The sequence below is a fragment of the Ottowia cancrivicina genome (assembly GCF_029813755.1).
Classification (GTDB): domain Bacteria; phylum Pseudomonadota; class Gammaproteobacteria; order Burkholderiales; family Burkholderiaceae_C; genus Ottowia; species Ottowia massiliensis.
This window is the reverse complement of sequence record NZ_JARVII010000012.1, coordinates 58,967-80,530: the sequence shown is the minus strand read 5'-3', so window position 1 is coordinate 80,530 and position 21,564 is coordinate 58,967. Positions and strand designations below refer to the sequence as shown.

Sequence of the window (21,564 nt, the reverse complement as noted above, 5' to 3'; positions counted from 1 at the left end):
GTCAAGTTCGCTCTGATGCCAGGCCAGCGGCATGACAGCAAAGGAGTCGAAGAGATGATCCGGAACCAAAAGTTTGGGGCGCTGCTGGCGGACAAAGCGTTTGATGTTCAATGGCTGATAGAGCGATTGCAAGCGCAAGGCGTGCAAATCGTGATCTCGCAAAGACCCAATCGACGCCGGCCTTTGGCCATTGATGAGCACATGTGCCGCCGGCCTCACCTCATGGAAAACCTCTTTGGCAAGCTCAAGGAGTTCAAGCGCAGTGACAAGATCGACGCCGGTTTCAAGGAGGTGATCTATCTGGCTTCGGCTCTGATTCAATCTCGGTAATTCTCAACAGGCCCTAGGACTTGTAGCTATCAATTAATGAGCGAAGCTCAGTCCCCGTCTTCCTTTATCGCCTCCTGGCTTGTGCCTTGCCTCTTCATTGCCGCCACCCTGCATCCGGCTGGAGGTCTCCGCGCGCCATTGTCAGAGCCTTTTCGGGTCCTTTCCATACGACTATTAATACGAATGATTCGTATCCAAAATATAGAATTGCCATTTTTTGTTTCAAGCTCCGGCCGGCCATGCCGCTGCCCGCCTTGCAGGGCACACGCCAGCCGCTTTTCTGTTTTTTTGTACTGGCAACTGAAATGGCAACGAACGTTTCTTCTTCTCTTTTTGCCCGCCGTCTGCTGGCGCTGGGTGTTCAGGGCGCATGCCTGGTGATGGCGCAGCAGGCGAGCGCCATATCTGCGGGCGAGCAGGCGCAAAGGGCAGCGCAGAAGGCCGCTCAAAAGACAGCGCTGAAAACAGCCGGAGCGGCGGCGGATGCCCCGCGTGAAGCGCCCTCGCTGCCTGCCGTGCAGGTGAGCGCCTCTGCCGAGCTGGAGCCTGGCGCGGCGGCGCGCGTTCAGGGCCGCGCGCTGGAGCAGGCGGGCAGCATGGCCGATGTGATGCGCTATCAGCCGCTGGTGGAGGCGCCTTCGCTGGTTTCGGGCACGGCGCGCAGCGGCATGGACAACACGCGCTACAACCGGGGCGGCTCTTCGGGCTACAACGTGCGCGGTGTGGAGGGCAACCGCGTGGCCATCGATCTTGACGGCGTGGAGCTGCCCGATGCCGTGGACCGCATTGCCTGGTCAGGCCGGGCCGCCAGCACCGGCACTTTCAGCATGGGGCGCGATTTCATTGACCCGGAGGTGTATGGCGGCGTGGATATTCAGCTGGGCACGACGGGCAGCCGCCGATCGGCGGGCGGCATTGGCGGGGCCGTGAGTTTTCGCCCCAAATCGGCGCGCGACTATCTGCGCGAGGGCAAAAACAGCTATCTGGGCCTGAAAGCGGGCTACGCCAGCGCCAACCGCCTGTGGACCGAGGCCGTGACGGCCGCCGGGCGCAGCGGCGCTTTTGACGGCTTGCTCAGCTACGTGCGCCGCGATGGGCGCGAGGCCAAAAACAGCAGCCCTTTAGGCATGCGCAGCGAGCCGGAAGACATCACTTCCAACGCCCTGCTTTTGAAGGGCGACTGGCGCGCCAGCGCCGGGCACACGCTCAGCCTCACTGCCGATTTGCTGCGCCGCCGGCACCGCTCGCAATACGAGTCTTCCTGGCTGGCCAGCAACTTGCGCGGCACCGAAAGCAGCTTTTCCTGGCAGAACGCCAAAACCGCGCGCGACACCTTGCAATTGACCCACTTGTGGACGCCTGCCAGTGGCTGGTTTGACCAGCTTGAAACCCGCGTTTACGGCCAATACACCCTGATGGATGACACCACCGACACCCTCACCAACACCAGCCGCACTGCCTTTACCGAAAGGGCGCGCAACCGCAACCGCAGTTTCGGCCTGGCCAGCACGCTGGAAAAAAGCTGGGGCAGCCACCGCTTGCGCGCGGGCGTGAGCGCCTCGCGCAACGCCAACGAACACCCGCTGGAGAGCACCGAGGCCTACCACAACTCCCCTACCGACTTGCAGCGCCCCTTCCCAGACAACATCACCACCCGCCTGGGCGTGTTTGCCGAAGACGCCATCACCTTGCGTGCTGGCAGCCAGCGCCTGGTGTTCACCCCCGGCCTGCGCATCGAGCGCGTGCAAAGCCGCCTGCGCCATCTGGCCAACATGGTCAGCCCCTCCATGACCCTGGCGCAGCTGCAAAGGCTCTACGGTTCATCGACAGCCAGCACCACCCTCATCAGCCCCAGCCTGAGCCTGAGCTGGTATTTGAAGCCGCAGTTTGCCGCCTACGTGCAATGGCGGCGCAGCGGCCGCGCGCCCACCAGCAGCGAACGCTACGGCCTGTGGCGCAGCGGCATCTACCGCTGCAACTGCATCGTCGTGGGCGACGCTGGCCTCAAGGCCGAAACCAGCAACACCTTCGACATCGGCGTCAAAGGCAGCCCCGCGCCCGGCGTGCGCCTGAACGGCTCGGTGTTCTACACGCAATACAAGAATTTCATCGGCGTCACCCGCTACCCGCGTGACCGCTACCCCGGCATGTTTGCCAACGCCCCCGCGCACCTGGTCACCATCTTCAAGGCTGGCAACCGCGACAAGGCCCGCATCTACGGCCTGGAGCTGGGCACGCGGCTGGAGTACGGCACGTGGACGCCCGCCCTCAAGGGCCTCTACAGCAGCCTGGCCTTCGGCTACAGCAAGGGCGAATCACGCTCCAGCTACGAAGGCGACAAATACGTGCCGCTGGACACCGTGCAGCCCGCCAAACTCATCGCCGGCATCGGCTACGACGCCCCCGGCAAAACCTGGGGCGTGAACCTGCTGGGCACCTTCGCGCGCGGCAAACAGGCCCAAAGCACCAACCGCGACAGCTACCGCAACACCGGCAGCGGCCTGACCGAATCCACCGTGGAATTCATCCGCGTGCCCGGCTTTGGCCGCCTGGACCTGTGGGCCTATTGGCAAATCACCCCCGCCCTGCGGCTGGATGCGGGCGTGCAAAACCTGGCCAACAAAAGCCACTGGCTCTACAGCAACGCCCGCAGCTACGACGCCAGCTCCGCCGCCGACTGGCGGCGCTTCCAGCTGGCCGCCCAGCCCGGCCGCAGCTTCAATATTTCGCTGACCGCCACGTTCTGAAAACCGGCCGTAAGGCGGGCCGCGCGCCAGCCGCGCAGCCTCCATGCCTTGCAAACCGCCCGTTTATTTCGCCGCTGTTTTGATAGCAGTAAATCCAGTCGAACCGTGCGAGAAAGGCGTTTTCCGCGCCTGAAATTCGCTCTCGCAAACAGAGTGAAATGTGCGGCTTGCGGGGCGCATTCATTTCACCGGCCGCATGATCCAAACCGCCAGCCGTGCGTGTTTGCAGGTTGCAGCCCGGGGGCTTTTCATGTTTGTTTAAAAAACCGGTTCAGCGTCTGGCCGTGCTGGCAAAATCATTTTGCCCGTATCTGAACCCCAAGGTCTGCCGGAATGATCAAAAAGAAATGCCCCTTTTGTTCTTTCAACATTGAATTTCCGTTGCGCGTATGGCTTTTTTGGTCTTTATATGATGAACCCGGATGGCCTTTGACCCCTCATTCGCGAGTGCCACGCCGCATTCTTTGCCCGTACTGCAGAAAAAGATCCTATTTCTCATCAGAATGCATATGGATTTTGATGCTTTCTATAACAAATATCTGGTTCATGATAGTCTTTGCCAGCGGCGGAATACTATATCATGATGCAATCGGAATGCTATGTGTACTTGCATCATACCCGGCGCTATACCTTGTATTTAAGATTATCCATCTATACTGCGTCAAACTCATTCCGCACGATAAACCCTGATAGCCCGCATCCAAATAGTCCCGCATGAGGAATCCTGTCATCAGGATAACGCCTCGGATTTTGGTGGATGAATTCGCATGCGTATCCTGCCGGAATACGGAATGTGGATTTTCGGTCAAGCGCGAAAAAAGAACGGTGAGAAAAAGGGTTGGCCTGAAACTGGAGGGCTGTTCATGATCTGGCCGCGAGGGGCGAAAGCCTGGGAATCGAGATGGGCTGCAAAACACAAACCACAGACGGGCCTTGCGGCCCATCGAGGGTTTGCAACGCCGCAGAGCGTCCGGGGCCGCGCCCAAATCCACACCTTCTGCACTCGCGGATGGATTGCAAGCAGGTTCCAAAGCGTCACCCTCGCCCCTGTATCTCAAAAAAGGAGCGAATTCGAGGGGGTTAAAGCGTCATTCGGCGCAGTTTCTACTAGGACACTTTGCTATTGATATAGGAGCGAAATAACTGTGGGGCGTTCGCTCATTCGCCTGCCTCGCGGCCAGCGGCGCTGGCGTGCAGGCAGATGGCGGCAGCGGCGGCCACGTTCAGCGATTCTTCGCCGCCGGGCTGGGTGATGCGGATGTGGGCGCTGGCCTGGCGGGCGAGCGCGGCGCTGACGCCCTGGCCTTCGTGGCCCATGAGCCAGGCGCAGGGCCAGGGCAGGGCGGTGCGGTGCAGCCACTGGCCCTGGTGCGAGCTGGTGGCCAGCAGGGGCACGGCCAGCTGTTCGATGTCTTCGGGCTGCAGGCCCTCGAACAGGTGCAGTGCGAAGTGCGCGCCCATGCCCGCGCGCACTACTTTCGGCCCCCAGAGGGCGGCGGTGCCTTGCAGGGCCAGCACTTGGGTGAAGCCGAAGGCGGCGGCGCTGCGGAGCATGGAGCCGGTGTTGCCAGCGTCTTGCACGCGGTCGAGCACGAGGGTGGGCGCGCCGGGCGCGAAGCGGGCGGGTTGCGCGGGCAGGGGCAGTTCGATGACGATGCCCATGCGGGCGGGCGATGGCAGCGCGCTCAGGGCGGCAAAGAGGGGGTCGGCCAGCACGATGTTCTGGCGCGCCAGGCCAGCCCATTCGTGCGCGCTTTGCTGCCAGCTGCTTTCGGCGAACACGGCCAGCGCCGGGCGCACCTGGCGCGCGCGGGCGGCGCGGGCCAGGTGGTCGCCTTCGAGCCAGGCGCGGCCCTGCTTGCGGCTGGCGGCGCTGTCTTGCGCCAGGCGGCGCAGGTCTTTGAAAAGAGGGTTGGCGGGCGAGTGGATGTGCTGCGCGGGGGCGGGCATGGGCGGGCGGCGGGGCGGCGCGAGAAGGTGGAAAGGGTGGATTGTCTTGCGCTGGCGCGGTTTTTCCGGCGCGCGCGGCGTTTGTCACGCCTGCGGGCGGCAATGAAGCAGCAATGAAGCAGCGATGAAGCAGCAATGGGGGCGGTCATACTGCGCCGTCTTTGCCGTCATTCACAGGAAAGGAACGACACCATGACGCCACAGGAAAATCTCGCCCGCCTGGGCATTGCCTTGCCCGCCGTCAGCGCGCCAGCCGCCGCTTACCTGCCTTTTGTGCGCACGGGGAATCTGGTTTATTTGTCTGGCCATATCGCCCGCCGCAACGGCGCGGTGTGGACGGGCCAGCTTGGCGCAGGCATCAGCACGCAAGAGGGCCAGGCCGCCGCGCGCGGCATTGGCATTGATCTGCTGGGCACGCTGCATGCGGCCGCTGGCGGGCTGGAGAAGGTGCGCCGCATTGTCAAGCTCGTCAGCTTCGTCAGCTCGGCCCCGGGCTTTGTGGAGCAGCACTTGGTCACCAACGGGGCCAGCGAGCTGATGATGGAAGTGTTTGGCGAGCGTGGCGCGCATGCCCGCAGCGCCGTTGGCGTGGCCCGGCTGCCGCTGGACGCCTGCGTGGAAATCGAGCTGATCGCCGAGGTGCAATGAGCCGCCGGAGCCAAGCCCGGCCGCCCGCCGCTTGCCCGCCCTGTTGCCGCCATGTCTGAAAACACGCCTGTTTCCTCCTCTGCCTCTGTCGCTTCAGCGGCGGCGCCTGCCAGCCTGGGCCTGGGCCTGGGCATGGCGCTGGCCGTGCTGGGCGCGCTTGCCTTCAGCGGCAAGGCCATCGTGGTCAAGCTCGCCTACCGGCACGGGGCGGATGCGGTCACGCTGCTGATGTACCGCATGCTGCTGGCGCTGCCCTTTTTTGCCGTCATGGCCTGGTGGGCCGGGCGCGGGCGGCCCGCGCTCCAGGGGCGCGACTGGCTGGGCGTGCTGGGGCTGGGGGTGTCGGGCTACTACCTGTCGAGCCTGCTGGACTTTCTGGGGCTGCAATACATCAGCGCCAGTCTGGAGCGGCTCATTCTGTATCTCACGCCCACGCTGGTGATGGCGCTGGCCTGGGCGCTGCGCGGCCAGCGGCCCACGCGCCGGCACTGGCTGGCGGTGGCGGTGAGCTACAGCGGCGCTTTGCTGGTGTTCGGGCGCGAGATGCAGCTGCCCCACACGGCGGGCACGGCGCTGGGCGCGGCGCTGGTGCTGGCGGGCACGGCCAGCTACGCCGCGTATCTGTTTTTCAGCGGCGAATTCGTGCGCCGCCTGGGCGCCATGCGCCTGGTGGGGCTGGCCACGGTGGTGGCCTGCCTGTGCTGCATCGGCCACTTTCTGATCACGCGCCCGCTGGCTGCGGCCGCCGTGCCCGCGCCGGTGCTGTGGCTCTCGGTTTTGAACGCCACGCTGTGCACCGCCGTGCCCGTTCTGCTGCAAATGATGGCGGTGGAGCGCCTGGGCGCCAGCCTGGCCGCGCAAATCGGCCTGATCGGCCCGCTGGCCACCATTGGCATGGGCGTGCTCATTCTGGACGAGCCTTTCACCCCTTGGCTGGCGGCGGGCACGGCGCTGGTGCTGGCGGGCATCGGCCTGTTCAGCCGGGCGCGGTGAGCGGCCAGGCGGCCTGGGCCAGCAGCCCGAGAGGGCGGCCAGGGAGGTCGGGCGGCTTTTGCCTCGCAAGAATTTCGCTCCTCAAACCATAGCGTGAGGTCCTAGTGGAATGAGCGCAAGAGCTATTTTCATGCCCCGAAATCAGCTCCTGTTTTTGATGCGGTCAGGCATTCTTCATGGACTGCCCCAAGGGGCGAAAAGACATGAAGGCAAAGCCGGGGGCAGGGCGCAACGCGGGCCAGCCGGTTTCCCCGAATCTGCCCTCCCATGAGGGCCTGCTCACGCCCGCCCGCAGGGCCAGCGCGGGTGCGGGCGGGGTGCGGGCGGGGGGCGGCGGTTTGGGGCCTGGCTTTCCGTTTCCGGGTGAAAGCGGCTTTTCAGCCTTGCGCCGCCTTGCCGCAGGCGTAAAAAAACGCCGGGTGAGGCGGTTGTTTGCGCATTGCGCGCGGTTTGAAAAAGCGGCTGGCTGGCGGAGCCTGGGGCCGGGGTCAGATGGCCGCTTCATCCTCCTCGCCTGTGCGGATGCGCACCACGCGCTCCACGTTCGAGATGAAGATCTTGCCGTCGCCAATCTTGCCGGTGCGCGCGGACTTGAGGATGGCGTCCACGCAGCGGTCCACCAAATCGTCGGCCACCACCACGTCAATGCGCACTTTGGGCAGAAAGTCCACCACGTATTCAGCGCCCCGGTACAGCTCGGTATGGCCCTTCTGGCGGCCAAAGCCCTTGACTTCCGTGACCGTCAGGCCCGTCACGCCCACATCGGCCAGCTCTTCGCGCACTTCTTCCAGCTTGAAGGGCTTGATGATGGCGGTGATCTTCTTCATGTCGTTTTTTCCTTTTTGCGAGTTTTTGTCGGAACGCGGCGATTCTGATGCGTTGCAGCACGAAGGGAAAGTGGATGAAACCCTGAGAACTTGTTCACGGTTTGTCTGTGAAAGAGAAAAGCGCGGACTCAGGCGCCCTGCGGCCTGGCAAATGCCTCGCTGGGCCATGCAGATGGCATCAAAAACAGGAGCGGATTCAATGGGGCCTAAATGCCTTCTTGCGCAATTTCCACTAGGACATCATGCTATGAATGAAGGAGCGAGAATAAGCGAGGCCCAACGCCTTGCCCGGCAGAAATCAGCTCGCTTTCCCTCGCGCTGGCAGATGAGGCGCGAGCCTCTTGCGTGCCTTGAAGCGGCGTTCGGCGGCTTGTGACCGTTTTGATCGCGCCTGGCGGCTGCGCCGTCTGGCGAGCCTGGTGTGCTAACTTGCCCGGCCATGACTGAATCCACACATGAATCTGGCCGCGAAGCGGATTGCGAACCCGCCCACGAACCCGCCCGCAAACCCATTCTCTGGAGCATCGCCGGCAACGACAGCGGCGGCGGCGCGGGCCTGGCAGCCGACCAGCGCGCAGCGCTCGCTTTCGGCGTGCACCTGTGCCCGGTGGTGGCCGCCGTCACGGCGCAGAACTCGCAGGCCGTTACCCGCGTCACCCCCTTGCCTGCGCAAGAGCTGGAGGCCCAACTGGCCGCGCTGGCAGGCGACATGCCGCCCGCCGCCATCAAAACCGGCCTGCTGGGCAGCGTGGAAAACGTGCAAACCGTGGCCCGCTGGGTAGATGCCCTGCGCCAGCGCGCGCCCGTGGCCCTGGTGATCGACCCCGTGCTCGGCGCCAGCACCGGCGCGGCCTTTGCCAGTGACGCCGTGCTGCGCGCCTATTGCGAGCTGCTCGTGCCCCGCGCCACGCTCATCACCCCCAACGCCGCCGAAGCCGCCCGCCTGTGCGGCGAAAGCGGCCCAGACCGCCCGCGCAGCATGGCCGCCGCCGCGCGCCACGCCCGCCGCCTGCTCGACATGGGCGCACAAGCCGTCTGCGTGACCGGCGGCGACGCCCTGGCGGCCGATGAAAACGGCGGCCTGGCCGCATCCGCCGTGCCAGACGAATGGCCCGGCTGGGCGCTGGACTGGATGGACACCCCCCACGCCAGCGGCTGGCTGGCCCTGCCGCGCCTGCGCGAAGCCCGCCACACCCACGGCACCGGCTGCACCTTCGCCAGCAGCGCCGCCAGCGCCCTGGCGCTGGGCTTCGTGGCGGCCGATGCCCTCGTGCTCGCCAAGGCCGCCACCGCCCACGCCATCGCCCACGGCTACGCCGCCGGGCAAGGCGCAGGCCCCGCCGCCGCAGCCCCCGGCTTTGCCAGCGGGCCGCGCTACATGCCGCTGCTCACCTTCGGCCACGAAGACCCCGCCCGGGCCTTCAGCGCCGCCTTGCAAGCCGAAGCGGCCGCCAGCCTCTTTCAGCCCGCCAGCGGCCATCAGCCCAACCCGCCGGACATCGGCCTTTACGCCATCGTGGACAACGCCCCCGCCCTGCAAGCAGCCCTGGCCGCTGGCGTGCCCACCCTGCAACTGCGCATCAAAACCCCGCCCGCGCCCGACGAAGCCTGGCGCGCCGCCCTGCGCGACACCCTCGCCCAAGGCATGGCCGCCTGCGCCCGGGCCGGCGCGCGCCTGTTCATCAACGACCACTGGCAACTGGCCCGCCAGCTCATCAGCGCACACCCCGAACACGCCGCCCGCACCGGCCTGCACCTGGGCCAGGAAGACCTAGCCGCCCTCACCACCGAACAGCGCCAGGGCCTGGCCGCCAGCGGCCTGCCCCTGGGCATCAGCAGCCACAGCCTGTGGGAGCTGGCCCGCGCCCGCAGCCTCGCCCCCGCCTACATCGCCTGCGGCCCCATCTGGCCCACCACCACCAAAAACATGCCCTGGCGCCCGCAAGGCCTGGGCAACCTCGCCTTCTGGGTAGCCACCGCAGGCCGCCCCGTCACCGCCATCGGCGGCATCCTCACCCCCGAACAAGCCGCTGCCGCTGCCCAAACCGGCGCCAGCGGCATCTGCGTGGTCCGCGCACTGGGCGGTGATCCGCAAGCGGCGGCGCCCGCTTATCTGGAAGCGGTGAAGCGGGGGCGGTCGAGTGAAAAGGCAGTGGCGCCGGATATGCCAAAAAGCGCCTTGTGAACAGGATGAACAGGACAAAGCGCCCGCCAATATCCTCATGGCGCTTTGTCAAAAAGGCATTTGACGGCTTTATTTGCGATATTCATGTTTCATGAATAAGCCGCAACCGGGTGGTTCATTGCGCGCATCATTCAAGCAATAGCAGCCTCTGTCAGCGCAGGCGCATTGAATTACCCTAATTACCCTAATTCGCTGCGCCCCAAATGCATCTCCAGCTTGCGCAGCCCCAAAGTCAGCACGAAAGTCATCAGCCAGTAAATCAGCGCCACGGCCAAATAAGGCTCCCAGTAGCGGCCATAGGCTCCGGCCACGGTGCGGGCGGCGTAGGCCAGTTCGGCCAGGCCGATGGCTGAAACGAGCGAGGTGTCTTTCAGCAAGGCAATCATGTTGTTGCCCAGCGGCGGCAGCATGCGGCGAAAGGCTTGCGGCAGCACAATGTAGCGCATGACTTGCGCGGGCGTCATGCCCAGCGACATGCCGGCAAAGCGCTGGCCGCGCGTGATGGACTGAATGCCGGCGCGAAAAACTTCAGAAATGTAGGCGGCTGAATTGAGCGTGAGCGCGGCCACGCCGGAGAGCAGCGCGCCGTGGCTTTGCTTGAGTTCGCGGGCCAGCTCGCCGGAGATCAGCAGGCCGTCTGCCGGGTGAACCAGCAGCGGCATGACGGCAAAGTGCATCAGCAGAATCTGCACGAATAGCGGCGTGCCGCGAAAAAAGCTCACGTAAACCGTGGAAGGCCAGCGCAGCAGGTATTTGCAAAAGGATTTCCAGGGCTGATGCCGGGCATGGGCCAGGCGCGCCAGCGCAATCAACAAGCCCAGTGTGCAACCCATGAGAATGCAGGCCACGGTCATGCCGACGGTGACCAGCATGCCTTCCCAGAACAGTTGCCGGTATTCAACCAGAATGTCCGGGCGGAACCACCCGAACCACATGACCGGTGCGTTTTCTTCCATGCGATGGCGCTTGTGCGCTGTTGATTGATTCAAATAGGGGCCTGATGAAAGCGGCTGCCGCTTCCGCTGAATGGAAATTTCAGGCGACTGGCTGATCAGGCGAATGGCTTTGGCCAGGCAAAATGGGGCAAAACAAATGCGGGGCAAGATTCATCAAAAATCTTGCCCCGTTTTGCTTTTGCCGCTTTATATCCGGGCAGGCTTATTGCGGCGCATATTCCTGATGGAACCACTTTTTGTAAATGGCGCCGTAGCTGCCGTCTGCCTTGATGGCGGCCAGGCCGGCATTGACTTTGTCGCGCAATTCCTTGTCGCCCTTGCGAAGCACGATGCCGAAATATTCTTTCGGAAAATGAGGGTCTTCCACGGTTTTCAGGCCCTGGGTTTGCGAAACGCGGTAGGCAATCACGCCGTTGTCGCCAATGGCGGCATCCACGCCGCCCGATGCCAGCTCGGAGATGATGAGCGGCGTGCTTTCAAAGCGGCGGATGTTGGGGCTGGCCTTGCCGAATTCGCGGCTGCTCACATCGTCAGCCGTGGAGCCGCTCACAACGGCCACTTTTTTGCCCGCAATGTCTTTGAGCGAAGCGATGCTGCTGCCCTGGGCCACGGCGATGAGCTGCCGCGCGTCAAAGTAGGGGTCGGAAAAATCGTAGCTTTGCTTGCGCTTGTCGTTGATGGTGACGCCTGAAATCACCAAATCCACATCGCCATTGCCCAGCGAGGCGAAGATGCTGGAAAACGGCGTATTGACGATGCGCAGCGCCAGCCCTTGCTTTTTGGCAATGGCGTTGATGATGTCGATGTCAAAGCCGACGATCTGCTTGTCCTTGTTTTCAAAGGCAAAAGGCGCATACGTGGCGCTGGAGGCCACCACCAGGGTTTTGGCCTGCGCCAGCGCAGCGGCAGGAAGCAGAAATGCGCCAGCGACGGCGCCGAGCAAAACGCGGGAAAACGAACGTTTGTTCATGTTGCAAGAAGTGGTTTGAAAGACGGCGATTGTCGCAAGGCTGAACGCAAACTGGCTCCCGCTCAATCGTCGCAGGCTGCTTGTGCTGGCAACGCCACGCGCCACGCGCCAGATGGCCGCGCGCTTCGCGGGTGATGCGCCGCCCGGTTTTTCAGCAGCGCATACGGCACTCAGCCCTATCGGCAGTCACGAAATCGCTGGCCAGCACGGCGCGCAGGGCTGCCACGTAGCCGCAGGTGCGGCTATCGCTCATGACGCCGACGGATTGGAACGGCAGGAAGGTAGTGAAGGCCTGGCTGGTGAGGTCGTATCCGCTTTTGCCGCTGTGGGGGTGATGGCGGAGCGCAGCTTTTCAATGGAGAAGGCGTCAGTCTGGCGCAGCAGGACGGTGTATTCCTTCTTGATTTCACCTGGGATGTGCACGTACAGGCCTGAGCCAAGAAGAGGGGCGGTGCAGGCCCTGCGCGCCAGGCTGGCGGTAACCCGTCACATATTTGCCTGGGCCTGCAAGTTCAAATGCCGCCAATTGAAGAAGAACAATTGCTCCTGCTGTGGGCGCTGTGGCTTGGCTCGCGCGTCTGCTACAAGAACCTGCATCGTCGCCACGATGCCTAGGTCTATGAAAGCGTCAAGACGCAGTACGCACCGTTTGTTTGCCTGCAAGACTTCGACACCACTATCCGTGTCGATCTCGCCTACGTCATCACTGGCACCTGCGGCGCGGGACAGAACGTTTATGTGATCATTATTAATAAAGCGGAAGGGGCTGCACCGTTATCGATAAAAGATTTGGCAAAATCAAAAAATTGAAGAGGGGATATTTAATTAAATTAGATTCTCTTTAATTTTGAAGTCTAAGCTGGAAATCATATCAAGGGTATTTGGATTGGCTGTTTGATCCTAGCGCGAATTTGCTGGTAGATCGGAATGTCTTCTTTCGCTTCTAAGGTAACAGCAAGCCCATAAGGAATAACATCATCAAGGTGTGCCGTCGCATCCTTTCTGCAGGTAACGCGAACCCGCAGAGCCTCGCCATCCTTGAAGGCCTCGATCTGGCTGCTGCCCTCCAGCACCTCATGCTGCACGGTGCCACGTGTCACCTGATTGTGATCACCATCCTGACGGTTTAGCTTAAGGATCTGGTTGGACCAATTTCCTCCACCCGGCTCGAGCGTCAGTTTGGCTTCTCGGAGATTGCGGTGATCTGGATTGATTGGTGTCAGCCAAGCAAGCGTTACCACCAGTCGTCGCCATATTCTTTGTGAAGAAAAGGCGAAAGGGATGGGGAAAGAATATTCATGCACTTCGTTTTCTCGTATTTCTCCACAGCCTAGAACCGTGGCCCGTTGTGCAGTACAAGTCAACACGCGTTCGATATCAACAACACCATAGCCAAGATAACGTGTAACAACCTGCTTGAATTGGCGAGAGTTTTTTGTATTTCTCAACGCATCTTCGATGTGTCGTTTAGCGGTGTCATCTTGTTTAGCACCATGGACCAAGAGCGCCTTGATCAGCACTGACATCAACGTCTCGGGAATATTCTCCCCCTCCTCGTTGCGCAGTTTGTCCAGCATGTCGTACAGCCGCACCGCACCGCGTGTGGCTAGCGCCGTTGCATTGCTAGTGCCACGCCAGAAGGCTTCATTGTTCAAAACGCCTTGCTGTCTGCTGTCCAGCGCGACCTTTTGACCTGGTCCGACGATGGAGTTGTCGACGCTGTACAGGGTAGATTTAGCTTGCATAGGGGCGTTGTAGAGTTGCCGCCCTCCGGGCATGAGGATGTCAGGCTTTATGGAGCGTTTAAAACCAAAGCCCAGACGGGTGGCCGGACTGAACAGTGTTTGCGAAGGCAGCACATCGACACGCTGGCCAAATTGCGGATATGCATCTCCAGAATCATCAGAGTGAGCTGCGCCTACCGTAATGGCGTTCATCGCTTCTGCCGGCGAAAGCAGCCGCCGGGAAGTCAAGCTATTCGATATCGCTTTGACGGTAGCGCTTATCTTCTCTTTATCAGAAAGAGCGGCAAACTGCTGTTGATTGAGTTCGATATCGATCTCGTCGCAGTAGTTGCCCGCGCTGATGCAGAACAGCACACGATATTTATAGGCCAACCAGTCAAGCAATCGTGCCCAGGGACTCGGCGTATGGATAAATTCCCGCGCAACATCACCAATGGAAAGGTTGATGACCTTGACCGTGGGTGCTTGTTGAGGAATTTCGCCAGAACCTTCAAACATGCGCCGCACAGCAATATGAATGCGGTCTTCAAAGAAAACATCATCCGGCATATGTTCATTATGTTCACGTGTTTGATGGTCAGGTTGCATCACCGGGATGCAATACAGCTTGTGCGGTAATGGTTCAGACTCGAGGTTGCTGCGATCCCCATGAAGAATCAAGGAAGCCATGGCGGTACCATGCTTGCGCTCGCCAGGTTGATAAGTAGCCTCCAAGTTAAAGATATCATCAACCAGAAGTCGGTCTTTCAGCGCTTCATGCAATTGCAATGGAGCCCCATCAAGAAGCGCTGCGACAGGAGGAAAGTCACTGACACCTTCGGGGAACACGGCCGGCTCCCCCTCGCCATCCTCGGAAATCGCCAAGCTTTGTCCGGTAGGACGGAAATACATGATGCCGGTAAATTTGAACAGCTCGATATCGATATCTGCTTTATCCGCAGCTACTTGATTGAGCAGCAACTGAATAGCGCGGGCAGGTAATTCAGCCTTGACCGCATGGAATGCGATCTGAGGTATATCAAGGAACTCCGAAAGCGTTTGGCCTCCGAGGCCTTCAAGCAATAAACGAATTGCTGTTTCATTATCTCGACGCTTATTATCATCCTTGCGATAGAAAAGCTCAATCTGAAACTTTACCTTTTCTTCGGGATTGTAGAGATCAAGCAAGTCCCGCCAACGGTCGATCATTCCTGTTTCGACTAATGTCTCCTCAATGCCCCAGCGCCTCAACACGTTCAATTGCTCGAAAACGGCTTTCCACTTGGCTTTTCCGTGAGGCAAGCGTTCATTGGTTTTCCATTTTTTCCAAAGTGCGAGAATCTCCTGCATACCCGCCATGTTGCTCATAGCCAGAAACATGCGACCGCTCAGCGATTTAACTGCAGGCTGACCGGCAGCATCTCGCTCATAGAAGCCAACATCCTCAGCCTCAAGGTCGTCGATTTCCGTCTCTCCTAGCCACTCCAAGCCAGTCGCTTCAATGGCTTGTCGAAAGTCGTCCAGGCGTCCAACAATCTCGATGACCAGAACCATTTCAGGTTCGAGCCCGGCCAGTGCACCAGTCAGGCTGGCCTGATAGCGTGCGAAGTCTTCTTCCAGATGCTCGATTTGTCTTCCAATACGCGCTACTTGGGCACCACAGTCGGGCAAATTCTGTTTTCCCGGAGGAAAACCATTGCCTTTTTCTGGTTGGAGAATTTGCTTTTCGGGAAAAACCAGTAGTGGCAAGTATTCATCAGGCATATTCCCTCCTTGTACCTTATTCGTTTAATACGTCTTTATTGGTAGGTTTCAACCTCTTCTTCCATTGTTCCAATCTGGAAGAGGCGATGGTTTTGGCGTCATCCATCTTTTGATCTAGTACCGCTCTCCGGACTACTCCCAAGCAGAACTCTTCTACCTCTGAAAAACTGAGGCCCAAAAGCCTTTTTGCGACAGTCTCAGCGGCCAAGCCAAAATTGACCTTGCTGCGTTCGCTGATAGAGGTGACGAACGCGGTTAACTGTGCGCGTGTGGGAAGAGGGAGTTCCAGTCGAACCTGAAAGCGCCGCCAAACGGCCCTATCCAAAAGCTCTGGGTGATTGCTAGCAGCAACGACAACGACATAATCTGGTAGATCGTCGAGTTGAAGCAGCAAAGAGCTGACGACACGCTTTATCTCCCCCGTTTCATGAGTATCACCTCGCTCTTTACCCAATGTCTCGAACTCGTCAAAGAACAACACACAGCGTCGTGTTCGAACGTAGTCAAGCAAGGCTTTCAAGCGGATAGAAGTTTCGCCCAGGTAACTGCCAATTAGCGACTCATAGCGCACAACGATCAGCGGCACCATCAACTCAAATGCCAATGCTTCAGCCACCGATGTTTTGCCATTTCCTGGTGGACCAGCCAACAAAACTCGGTGCCTAGGACTCAAACCATAAGCATGCAGCAACTCTGCACGATGCTGTTCATCAATGACCTCTCGCAATTGTGTGCGAATACTGTCAGCAAGCACCAAGCTTTCCAGTGAGCGCTCTGGAATTAATTCGACAACCAAATCTTTTTGTGAAATGCTTTTAGTCTGTAACTGGCGTATCGTTGGCGCAGGCGCTTGAGATAAAGCCGCCTGACTGGAGTGGGCGCGCAGCACTTTTTCCAAACGATCAGCCAGAATTCGATGTCCTTTACTACGTTCCTCTTGAATCAAGATTTCAACTGACTTGCGAAAGGACAACTGATCACTACTACTGACAGCTTTTACTAAATCAACCAAGACATCAGCTCGTGCCATTTCTATTCGTCTTGAAATATTTTTTAATTAAGAATTAACTTCTTGACTTTGAAATCCCTCACTCCCACTCAATTGTCGCAGGCGGCTTGGAAGACACATCATACGTCACCCGATTAATCCCCCGCACTTCGTTGATGATTCGGGACGACACCTTTTTCAGCAGCGCATATGGCAGTTCCGCCCAATCGGCGGTCATGAAATCGCTGGTTTGCACGGCGCGCAGGGCTACGACGTAGTCGTAGGTGCGGCCATCGCCCATCACGCCGACGGACTTGACCGGCAGGAATACGGTGAAGGCTTGGGATGTGAGGTCGTACCAGCTTTTGCCGCTGTTGGGTTCGATGGTGGAGCGCAGCTCTTGCATGAAGATGGCGTCGGCCTGGCGCAGCAAATCGGCGTATTCCTTTTTCACTTCGCCCAGGATGCGCACGCCCAGGCCGGGGCCGGGGAAGGGGTGGCGGTAGACCATGTCGTGCGGCAGGCCAAGGGCTACGCCCAGTTCGCGCACCTCGTCTTTGAACAAATCGCGCAGCGGCTCCAGCAGTTTCAGGCCCAGTTGTTCGGGCAGGCCGCCGACGTTGTGGTGGCTTTTGATGACGACGGCTTTTTTGCTTTTGGCGCCGCCGCTTTCGATCACGTCGGGGTAGATGGTGCCTTGGGCCAGGAAGGCGGCGCCTTTGCGTGTGGCGTTGCTGGCTTTGAGTTTTTCGGCTTCGGCCTTGAAAACATCGACGAAGAGCTTGCCGATGATTTTTCGCTTCTGTTCGGGGTCGCTCACGCCTTTGAGGGCATCGAGAAAGAGCTGGCTGGCATCGACGCGCACCACTTTGGCGTGGAGCTTGCCCGCGAACATGTCCATGACCATGTCGCCTTCGTTCAGGCGCAGCAGGCCGTGATCGACGAATACGCAGGTGAGCTGGTCGCCAATGGCGCGGTGAATGAGCGCGGCGGCCACGGATGAATCGACGCCGCCTGAGAGGCCCAGGATGACTTCTTCGCTGCCCACTTGCTGGCGGATGGATTCCACGGCTTCGGCAATGTGGCCTTGCATCACCCAGTCGGGTTGGGCGCCGCAGATATCGAGCACGAAGCGCTCCAGCATGGCCCGGCCTTGCACGGTGTGCGTGACTTCGGGGTGGAATTGCACGCCGTAAAAGTGCCGCGCTTCGTCGGCCATGCCCGCAATGGGGCAGGTGGGCGTGCTGGCCATCAGCGCAAAGCCTGGCGGCAGTTCGGCCACTTTGTCGCCGTGGCTCATCCACACCTTGAGCATGCCGTGGCCTTCGGGGCTGGAGAAGTCTTGCAGGCCTTTTAAAAGCGCGGTGTGGCTGTGGGCGCGCACTTCGGCGTAGCCGAATTCGCGCTTGTGCCCGCCTTCCACCTTGCCGCCCAGTTGCTGGGCCATGGTTTGCATGCCGTAGCAAATGCCCAGCACGGGTACGCCCAGCGTGAACACCGCTTGCGGCGCGCGGTCGGTGCTGTCTTCATAGGCGCTGGCGTGGCTGCCGGAGAGGATGACGCCCTTGAGCTGCCCGTCAGCCGCGTATTGGCGCACCCATTCGTCGCTGACGTCGCAGGGGTGGACTTCGCAATACACGTGCGCCTCGCGCACGCGGCGGGCAATGAGCTGGGTGACCTGGGAGCCGAAATCGAGGATGAGGATTTTGTGATGGGCCATTTTTTGAGAAAACGTGGGGCGCCGCAGCGCGCGGCGCGAAAAAAGGCAGGGGCGAATGGTACGGCTGGGGCGTACGGCTGGGGCGGCGCGCGCTTGCCGCGCGTCAGGCGGTGAAGTCGTGCGGTGAAGTCAGCGGTGAAGCCGGGCGGTGGAGTCAGGCAATGGAGCTGGAAGCTGGCGCGGTGTTTTGTGGGCGCAGGCCGGGTTTGTTTCCGCCGCCGCCAGCCGGGCGGCTTTTCAGTGCCTGTTCAAAGGCGGGCTGCGGGGGAAATGCGGATTGGAACGGGCAGGGCATGAGCCGCAGGCCTGCGGGCGGGCGGCTTTATTTTGCTCCTTCATTCATAGCATGATGTCCTAGTGCAAACTGCGCAGAGCAGCATTTTTACTTGCCTGAATTTGCTTCTGTTTTTGATGCTGCCTGGCGGGTGCGGCGGATGGGTTCCCGGGCTTTGAACAGCCTTTCAGGAGCCAGCCACCTTCATGCGGGCGATGAGCACGGAGCCGCTGGTTTTGGCGCCGTAGGTGTAGGCGTCGGCGCCAATGGCTTGCAGGTTCAGGAACATCTCGCGCAGGTTGCCGGCGATGGTGACTTCCTGCACGGGGTAGGCGATCTGGCCGTTTTCCACCCAGTAGCCGCTGGCGCCGCGCGAGTAGTCGCCGGTCACGTAGTTCACGCCGCTGCCCATGAGTTCGGTCACGAACAGGCCTGTGCCCAGCTTTTGCAGCATGGCGGGCAAATCGTCTTGTGCGCTGGTCTGGCGCGAGTACAGGCGCAGGTTGTGCGAGCCGCCCGCGTTGCCGGTGGTTTTCATGCCCAGCTTGCGCGCCGAGTAGCTGCCCAGAAAGTAGCCCGCCACGCGGCCGGCCTGCACCACCTGGCGCGGCGTCACGCGCACGCCTTCGCCGTCAAACGGGGCGCTGCCACGGCCGCCGGGAATGAAGGGGTTTTCGGTGATTTCCACGTGTCCGGCGAACACGGGCTGGCCCAGCGAGCCGGCCAGGAAGGTGTTTTTGCGGTAGAGCGCGCCGCCGCTGACGGCTTGCACGAAGTGGCCCAGCAGGCCCGCCGCCAGGGGCGCCTCGAAAAGCACGGGGCATTCGCGCGTGCTGATTTTTCGCGCGCCCACGCGGCTGAGCGCGCGCTCGGCGGCGTAGCGGCCCACGGCTTCGGGGCTGGCCAGGCGGGCGGCGTTGCGTTCGGCGCTGAACCAGCCGTCGCGCTGCATGGCATCGCCCTGGCCCGCGATGACGGAGACGGAAAAGCTGTGGCGCGAGCTGGCGTAGCCGCCGCGAAAGCCGTGGCTGTGCGCGCTGAAAAAGTGGCTTTGCTGGGCCGAAACGCCGGCGCCTTCGCTGTTGCTGATGTGCGGGCTGGTTTGCAGCGCGGCCTGCTCGCAGGCCAGCGCCAGGGCCAGGGCCTGTTCCACGGAAGGGTTCCAGGGGTGGAACAGGTCGAGGTCCAGGCTGGCGGCCTGCGGGCCGGCCACGTCGGCTTCGTCGGGCAGGCCGCTGGCCGGGTCTTCGGTGATGTAGCGGGCGATGTCGTAGGCGGCCTGCACGGTTTGCCGCACGGCCTGGGGCGAGAAGTCGCAAGTGCTGGCCGAGCCGCTTTTGTGGCCGATGTACACCGTCACGGCCAGTGATTTGTCAAGGCTGTGTTCCACCGTTTCCAGCTCGCCCTGGCGCGCGCTGACTGACAGGCCCGCGCTTTCGGAAACGTCGGCGGCCACGTCGCTGGCGCCCAGCTTGCGGGCATGGCTCATGGCGGCGTCCGCCAGTTCTTCAAACTGGGCGCGGCTGTGGGTAAAGCCGGGCAGCGTTTGCGCGCTGGCGGCAGGCGCAAAAGAAGAAGCGGCGGAAGCGGTTTTTTCGGGTTTGTTCACGGGTTTGCGCATGGTGCGGCTATCATACTTGCGGTTTCTCATGGTTTCTTTTGGTGAAAGTATTGCCGCAGGCATTTATGCAATGGGTTTTTCCGGGGGCGGGCATCATTAACGGGCATACGCGCTTTTCATGCAGAAGGCGGGCGCGCGCCCTGCCGGATTTCAGCCGTTGCGGGGCCTGTTGCAACAGCGCTGGCAAACATGATGTTTCTGGCCGGAGAGTGCATGCAAGCAGGCTTTTCGGCATGGGTTTCATTCTGCCCCGGAAGATTATTTTGAATACCCTTTCAAAAATGAATGGGCACTGATTTTTAAAAATGGCGAGAAAACCGAAAAAAGGCTATTTTGTGCGCGGCCAGTTCGTGGCCGAAGGCAGCGAGCTGGACGAGCAATACCGGCGCGCCCTCAAAGGCGGCGACGCGCCCAGCAAAACCGAGCTGAAGGCGCAAAGCGCCCAGTTGCAGGCGCTGGGCGAGGCGCTGCTGACGCTGCGCCCGGCGCTGCGCGAAGCGCTGGCGCTGCCCGCGCGCCTGGAAGATGCGCTGGCGGAGCTGGCGCGCATCACCGACTTTGAAGGCCGCCGCCGCCAGAGCCAATACGTGGGCAAGCTCATGCGCCAGCTGGATGAAGACGGCATTGCCGCCATTCACGCCGCGCTGGAGCAGCAGCGCCAGGGCGCGGCGCAAGACACGCTGCTGCTGCACGCCGCCGAAGACTGGCGCGAGCGCCTGGCCGCCCCGGATGCCGCCGCCAGCCAGGCCGCGCTGAACGAGTGGATGGCGCGCTTTGCGCAGACCGACGCGCAGCAGCTGCGCGCCCTCATCCGCCAGGCCCGCAAAGACCGCGCGCAGGCCGCCGCCGTGGCCAGCGCGCCCGGCCAGGGCGTGCGGCAGGGCCGCGCCTGGCGCGAGCTTTTCCAGCTCATTCGCGGCATGTTGAACGAAGAACGCGCGTGATGAGCACAGCGCCTGCTTTTGCGCCTTTTCGCTGCGCGGCCCTGGTGGGCAAGCACCATGAATCAATCAGCGGCAGCGCCCTGCACGCCTCGCGCGCGGCGCTGCTGGACGTGCACGCCTTTTTGCAGGAGCTGGGCCTGCACGTGCTGGTGGAAGCCGAATGCGCCCGCGCGCTGTGGCTGGAAGCCGTGGGCTGCGACGTGGCCCGCGTGGACGAGCTGGGCCGCCGCGCCGATGTGGGCGTGGCCGTGGGCGGCGACGGCACCATGCTGGGGCTGGCGCGGCAGATGGCGCCGTTTGGCATGCCGCTCATCGGCATCAACCAGGGGCGGCTGGGCTTTGTGACCGACATCGCGCTGGATCAATACCGCCACCTGCTGCCGCCCATGCTGCTGCAAGGGCGCTACGAGAGCGACGAGCGCGCGCTCATGCACGGCCGCGTGCTGCGCGAAGGCGCTTGCGTGTTCGAGGCGCTGGCCGCCAATGACGTGGTCGTGCACCGGGGCGCGGCCGCCAGCATGGTGGAGCTGGAAGCGCATGCCGATGGCCGCTTCATCGCCCGCTACCGGGCCGACGGGCTGATCGTGGCCACGCCCACAGGCTCCACCGCCTACTCGCTGGCGGCGGGCGGCCCCATCCTGCATCCGCAGCTGCCGGGCTGGGTGCTTGCGCCCATTGCGCCGCAAGCGCTTTCCAACCGGCCCGTGGTGCTGGCCGATCCGGCGGAAATCGTCATCCGCGTGGTCGGCGGCCCGCAAGCCAGCGCCAGTTTTGACACCCAGTCGGTCGCCGCCTTGCAGCATGGCGACAGCATCGTGGTGCGCCGCTCGCCGCACCAGGCCCGTTTTCTCCACCCCGCAGGCTGGAGCTATTTCGACACCCTGCGCCACAAACTCCACTGGAACCAAGGAGCCGTCTGACCT

The 21,564-nt window shown here is 61.7% G+C and carries 17 protein-coding genes; 8 read left to right on the top strand and 9 right to left on the bottom strand.

All coding sequences use genetic code 11. From position 1 onward, the window contains the following. Both QB898_RS07400 and QB898_RS07395 read left to right on the top strand, forming a co-directional pair. Positions 1-330: transposase (locus tag QB898_RS07400; RefSeq protein WP_279524426.1), on the top strand; the 330-nt coding region annotated here is incomplete at its 5' end. Positions 331-635: 305 nt separating this feature from the next. Then, entirely contained in the window at positions 636-3,077 is a 2,442-nt protein-coding gene (locus QB898_RS07395) for a TonB-dependent receptor domain-containing protein (protein ID WP_279524425.1), read from the top strand. Positions 3,078-4,235: 1,158 nt separating this feature from the next. Here the strand turns inward: QB898_RS07395 and QB898_RS07390 are convergent. Next, the gene (locus tag QB898_RS07390) at positions 4,236-5,027 is read right to left on the bottom strand and encodes a TrmH family RNA methyltransferase (protein ID WP_102283940.1); all 792 of its coding nucleotides are present in this window, start codon (positions 5,025-5,027) and stop codon (positions 4,236-4,238) included. 192 nt (positions 5,028-5,219) lie between these two features. Here QB898_RS07390 and QB898_RS07385 point away from each other — a divergent pair, with 192 nt between their 5' ends. Together QB898_RS07385 and QB898_RS07380 are read left to right on the top strand one after the other, a co-directional pair. Beyond that, positions 5,220-5,675, top strand: coding sequence for a RidA family protein (locus tag QB898_RS07385; protein ID WP_050714715.1), 456 nt, complete (start codon positions 5,220-5,222; stop codon positions 5,673-5,675). A 51-nt stretch (positions 5,676-5,726) separates the two neighbouring features. Further along, complete coding sequence (locus QB898_RS07380; protein ID WP_279524423.1) at positions 5,727-6,668, top strand: DMT family transporter; 942 nt, start codon at positions 5,727-5,729, stop codon at positions 6,666-6,668. Between the two features lie 488 nt (positions 6,669-7,156). Here QB898_RS07380 and glnK read toward each other — a convergent pair whose 3' ends face one another. After that, positions 7,157-7,495, bottom strand: a complete 339-nt coding sequence (gene glnK, locus QB898_RS07375; protein WP_050714713.1) for a P-II family nitrogen regulator — start codon at positions 7,493-7,495, stop codon at positions 7,157-7,159. Here glnK and QB898_RS07370 point away from each other — a divergent pair. Together QB898_RS07370 and QB898_RS07365 are read left to right on the top strand one after the other, a co-directional pair. Then, complete coding sequence (locus tag QB898_RS07370; RefSeq protein WP_279524422.1) at positions 7,476-7,871, top strand: hypothetical protein; 396 nt, start codon at positions 7,476-7,478, stop codon at positions 7,869-7,871. The genes glnK and QB898_RS07370 overlap by 20 nt on opposite strands. 63 nt (positions 7,872-7,934) lie before the next feature. After that, complete coding sequence (locus tag QB898_RS07365) at positions 7,935-9,680, top strand: bifunctional hydroxymethylpyrimidine kinase/phosphomethylpyrimidine kinase (RefSeq protein ID WP_279524421.1); 1,746 nt, start codon at positions 7,935-7,937, stop codon at positions 9,678-9,680. A 179-nt stretch (positions 9,681-9,859) separates the two neighbouring features. Here QB898_RS07365 and QB898_RS07360 read toward each other — a convergent pair whose 3' ends face one another. The 7 genes from QB898_RS07360 to pmbA form a co-directional block, all read right to left on the bottom strand. Beyond that, positions 9,860-10,615 carry an amino acid ABC transporter permease gene (locus QB898_RS07360; RefSeq protein ID WP_428982761.1) on the bottom strand — a complete coding sequence of 252 codons (756 nt, stop codon included), beginning with the start codon at positions 10,613-10,615 and terminating at the stop codon, positions 9,860-9,862. A 223-nt stretch (positions 10,616-10,838) separates the two neighbouring features. Next, positions 10,839-11,606 (bottom strand): basic amino acid ABC transporter substrate-binding protein, encoded by a 768-nt coding sequence (locus tag QB898_RS07355; RefSeq protein ID WP_050714710.1) that lies wholly within the window; start codon positions 11,604-11,606, stop codon positions 10,839-10,841. A 151-nt stretch (positions 11,607-11,757) separates the two neighbouring features. Beyond that, positions 11,758-11,859, bottom strand: coding sequence for a hypothetical protein (locus QB898_RS13430; RefSeq protein WP_428982760.1), 102 nt, complete (start codon positions 11,857-11,859; stop codon positions 11,758-11,760). Between the two features lie 613 nt (positions 11,860-12,472). Beyond that, positions 12,473-15,094 (bottom strand): S8 family peptidase, encoded by a 2,622-nt coding sequence (locus tag QB898_RS07345; RefSeq protein ID WP_279524419.1) that lies wholly within the window; start codon positions 15,092-15,094, stop codon positions 12,473-12,475. Positions 15,095-15,110: 16 nt separating this feature from the next. Next, positions 15,111-16,124, bottom strand: coding sequence for an AAA family ATPase (locus QB898_RS07340; RefSeq protein WP_279524418.1), 1,014 nt, complete (start codon positions 16,122-16,124; stop codon positions 15,111-15,113). 58 nt (positions 16,125-16,182) lie between these two features. Further along, a complete protein-coding gene (gene guaA, locus QB898_RS07335) occupies positions 16,183-17,802 on the bottom strand; it encodes a glutamine-hydrolyzing GMP synthase (protein WP_279524417.1) in 1,620 nt (539 codons plus the stop codon). 461 nt (positions 17,803-18,263) lie between these two features. Further along, the gene (gene pmbA / locus QB898_RS07330; protein ID WP_279524428.1) at positions 18,264-19,697 is read right to left on the bottom strand and encodes a metalloprotease PmbA; all 1,434 of its coding nucleotides are present in this window, start codon (positions 19,695-19,697) and stop codon (positions 18,264-18,266) included. Between the two features lie 305 nt (positions 19,698-20,002). On the opposite strand from pmbA, the gene yjgA reads away from it, so the two are divergent. Beyond that, positions 20,003-20,641 (top strand): ribosome biogenesis factor YjgA, encoded by a 639-nt coding sequence (gene yjgA / locus QB898_RS07325; RefSeq protein WP_102283946.1) that lies wholly within the window; start codon positions 20,003-20,005, stop codon positions 20,639-20,641. Beyond that, positions 20,641-21,561: an NAD kinase gene (locus tag QB898_RS07320; protein WP_050714664.1), complete on the top strand. Its 921-nt coding sequence runs from the start codon at positions 20,641-20,643 to the stop codon at positions 21,559-21,561. Before yjgA ends, QB898_RS07320 begins: the two co-directional genes overlap by 1 nt. The last annotated feature ends 3 nt before the right edge of the window (positions 21,562-21,564 follow it).

Bases quoted from the DNA above. Each gene is read 5' to 3' on its own strand.
- QB898_RS07395 (WP_279524425.1), top strand. From the start codon at position 636: ATGGCAACGAACGTTTCTTCTTCTCTTTTTGCCCGCCGTCTGCTGGCG.
- QB898_RS07390 (WP_102283940.1), bottom strand. From the start codon at position 5,027: ATGCCCGCCCCCGCGCAGCACATCCACTCGCCCGCCAACCCTCTTTTC.
- QB898_RS07385 (WP_050714715.1), top strand. From the start codon at position 5,220: ATGACGCCACAGGAAAATCTCGCCCGCCTGGGCATTGCCTTGCCCGCC.
- QB898_RS07380 (WP_279524423.1), top strand. From the start codon at position 5,727: ATGTCTGAAAACACGCCTGTTTCCTCCTCTGCCTCTGTCGCTTCAGCG.
- QB898_RS07370 (WP_279524422.1), top strand. From the start codon at position 7,476: ATGGCGGTGATCTTCTTCATGTCGTTTTTTCCTTTTTGCGAGTTTTTG.
- glnK (WP_050714713.1), bottom strand. From the start codon at position 7,495: ATGAAGAAGATCACCGCCATCATCAAGCCCTTCAAGCTGGAAGAAGTG.
- QB898_RS07365 (WP_279524421.1), top strand. From the start codon at position 7,935: ATGACTGAATCCACACATGAATCTGGCCGCGAAGCGGATTGCGAACCC.
- QB898_RS07360 (WP_428982761.1), bottom strand. From the start codon at position 10,615: ATGTGGTTCGGGTGGTTCCGCCCGGACATTCTGGTTGAATACCGGCAA.
- QB898_RS07355 (WP_050714710.1), bottom strand. From the start codon at position 11,606: ATGAACAAACGTTCGTTTTCCCGCGTTTTGCTCGGCGCCGTCGCTGGC.
- QB898_RS13430 (WP_428982760.1), bottom strand. From the start codon at position 11,859: ATGAGCGATAGCCGCACCTGCGGCTACGTGGCAGCCCTGCGCGCCGTG.
- QB898_RS07345 (WP_279524419.1), bottom strand. From the start codon at position 15,094: ATGCCTGATGAATACTTGCCACTACTGGTTTTTCCCGAAAAGCAAATT.
- QB898_RS07340 (WP_279524418.1), bottom strand. From the start codon at position 16,124: ATGGCACGAGCTGATGTCTTGGTTGATTTAGTAAAAGCTGTCAGTAGT.
- guaA (WP_279524417.1), bottom strand. From the start codon at position 17,802: ATGGCCCATCACAAAATCCTCATCCTCGATTTCGGCTCCCAGGTCACC.
- pmbA (WP_279524428.1), bottom strand. From the start codon at position 19,697: ATGCGCAAACCCGTGAACAAACCCGAAAAAACCGCTTCCGCCGCTTCT.
- yjgA (WP_102283946.1), top strand. From the start codon at position 20,003: ATGGCGAGAAAACCGAAAAAAGGCTATTTTGTGCGCGGCCAGTTCGTG.
- QB898_RS07320 (WP_050714664.1), top strand. From the start codon at position 20,641: ATGAGCACAGCGCCTGCTTTTGCGCCTTTTCGCTGCGCGGCCCTGGTG.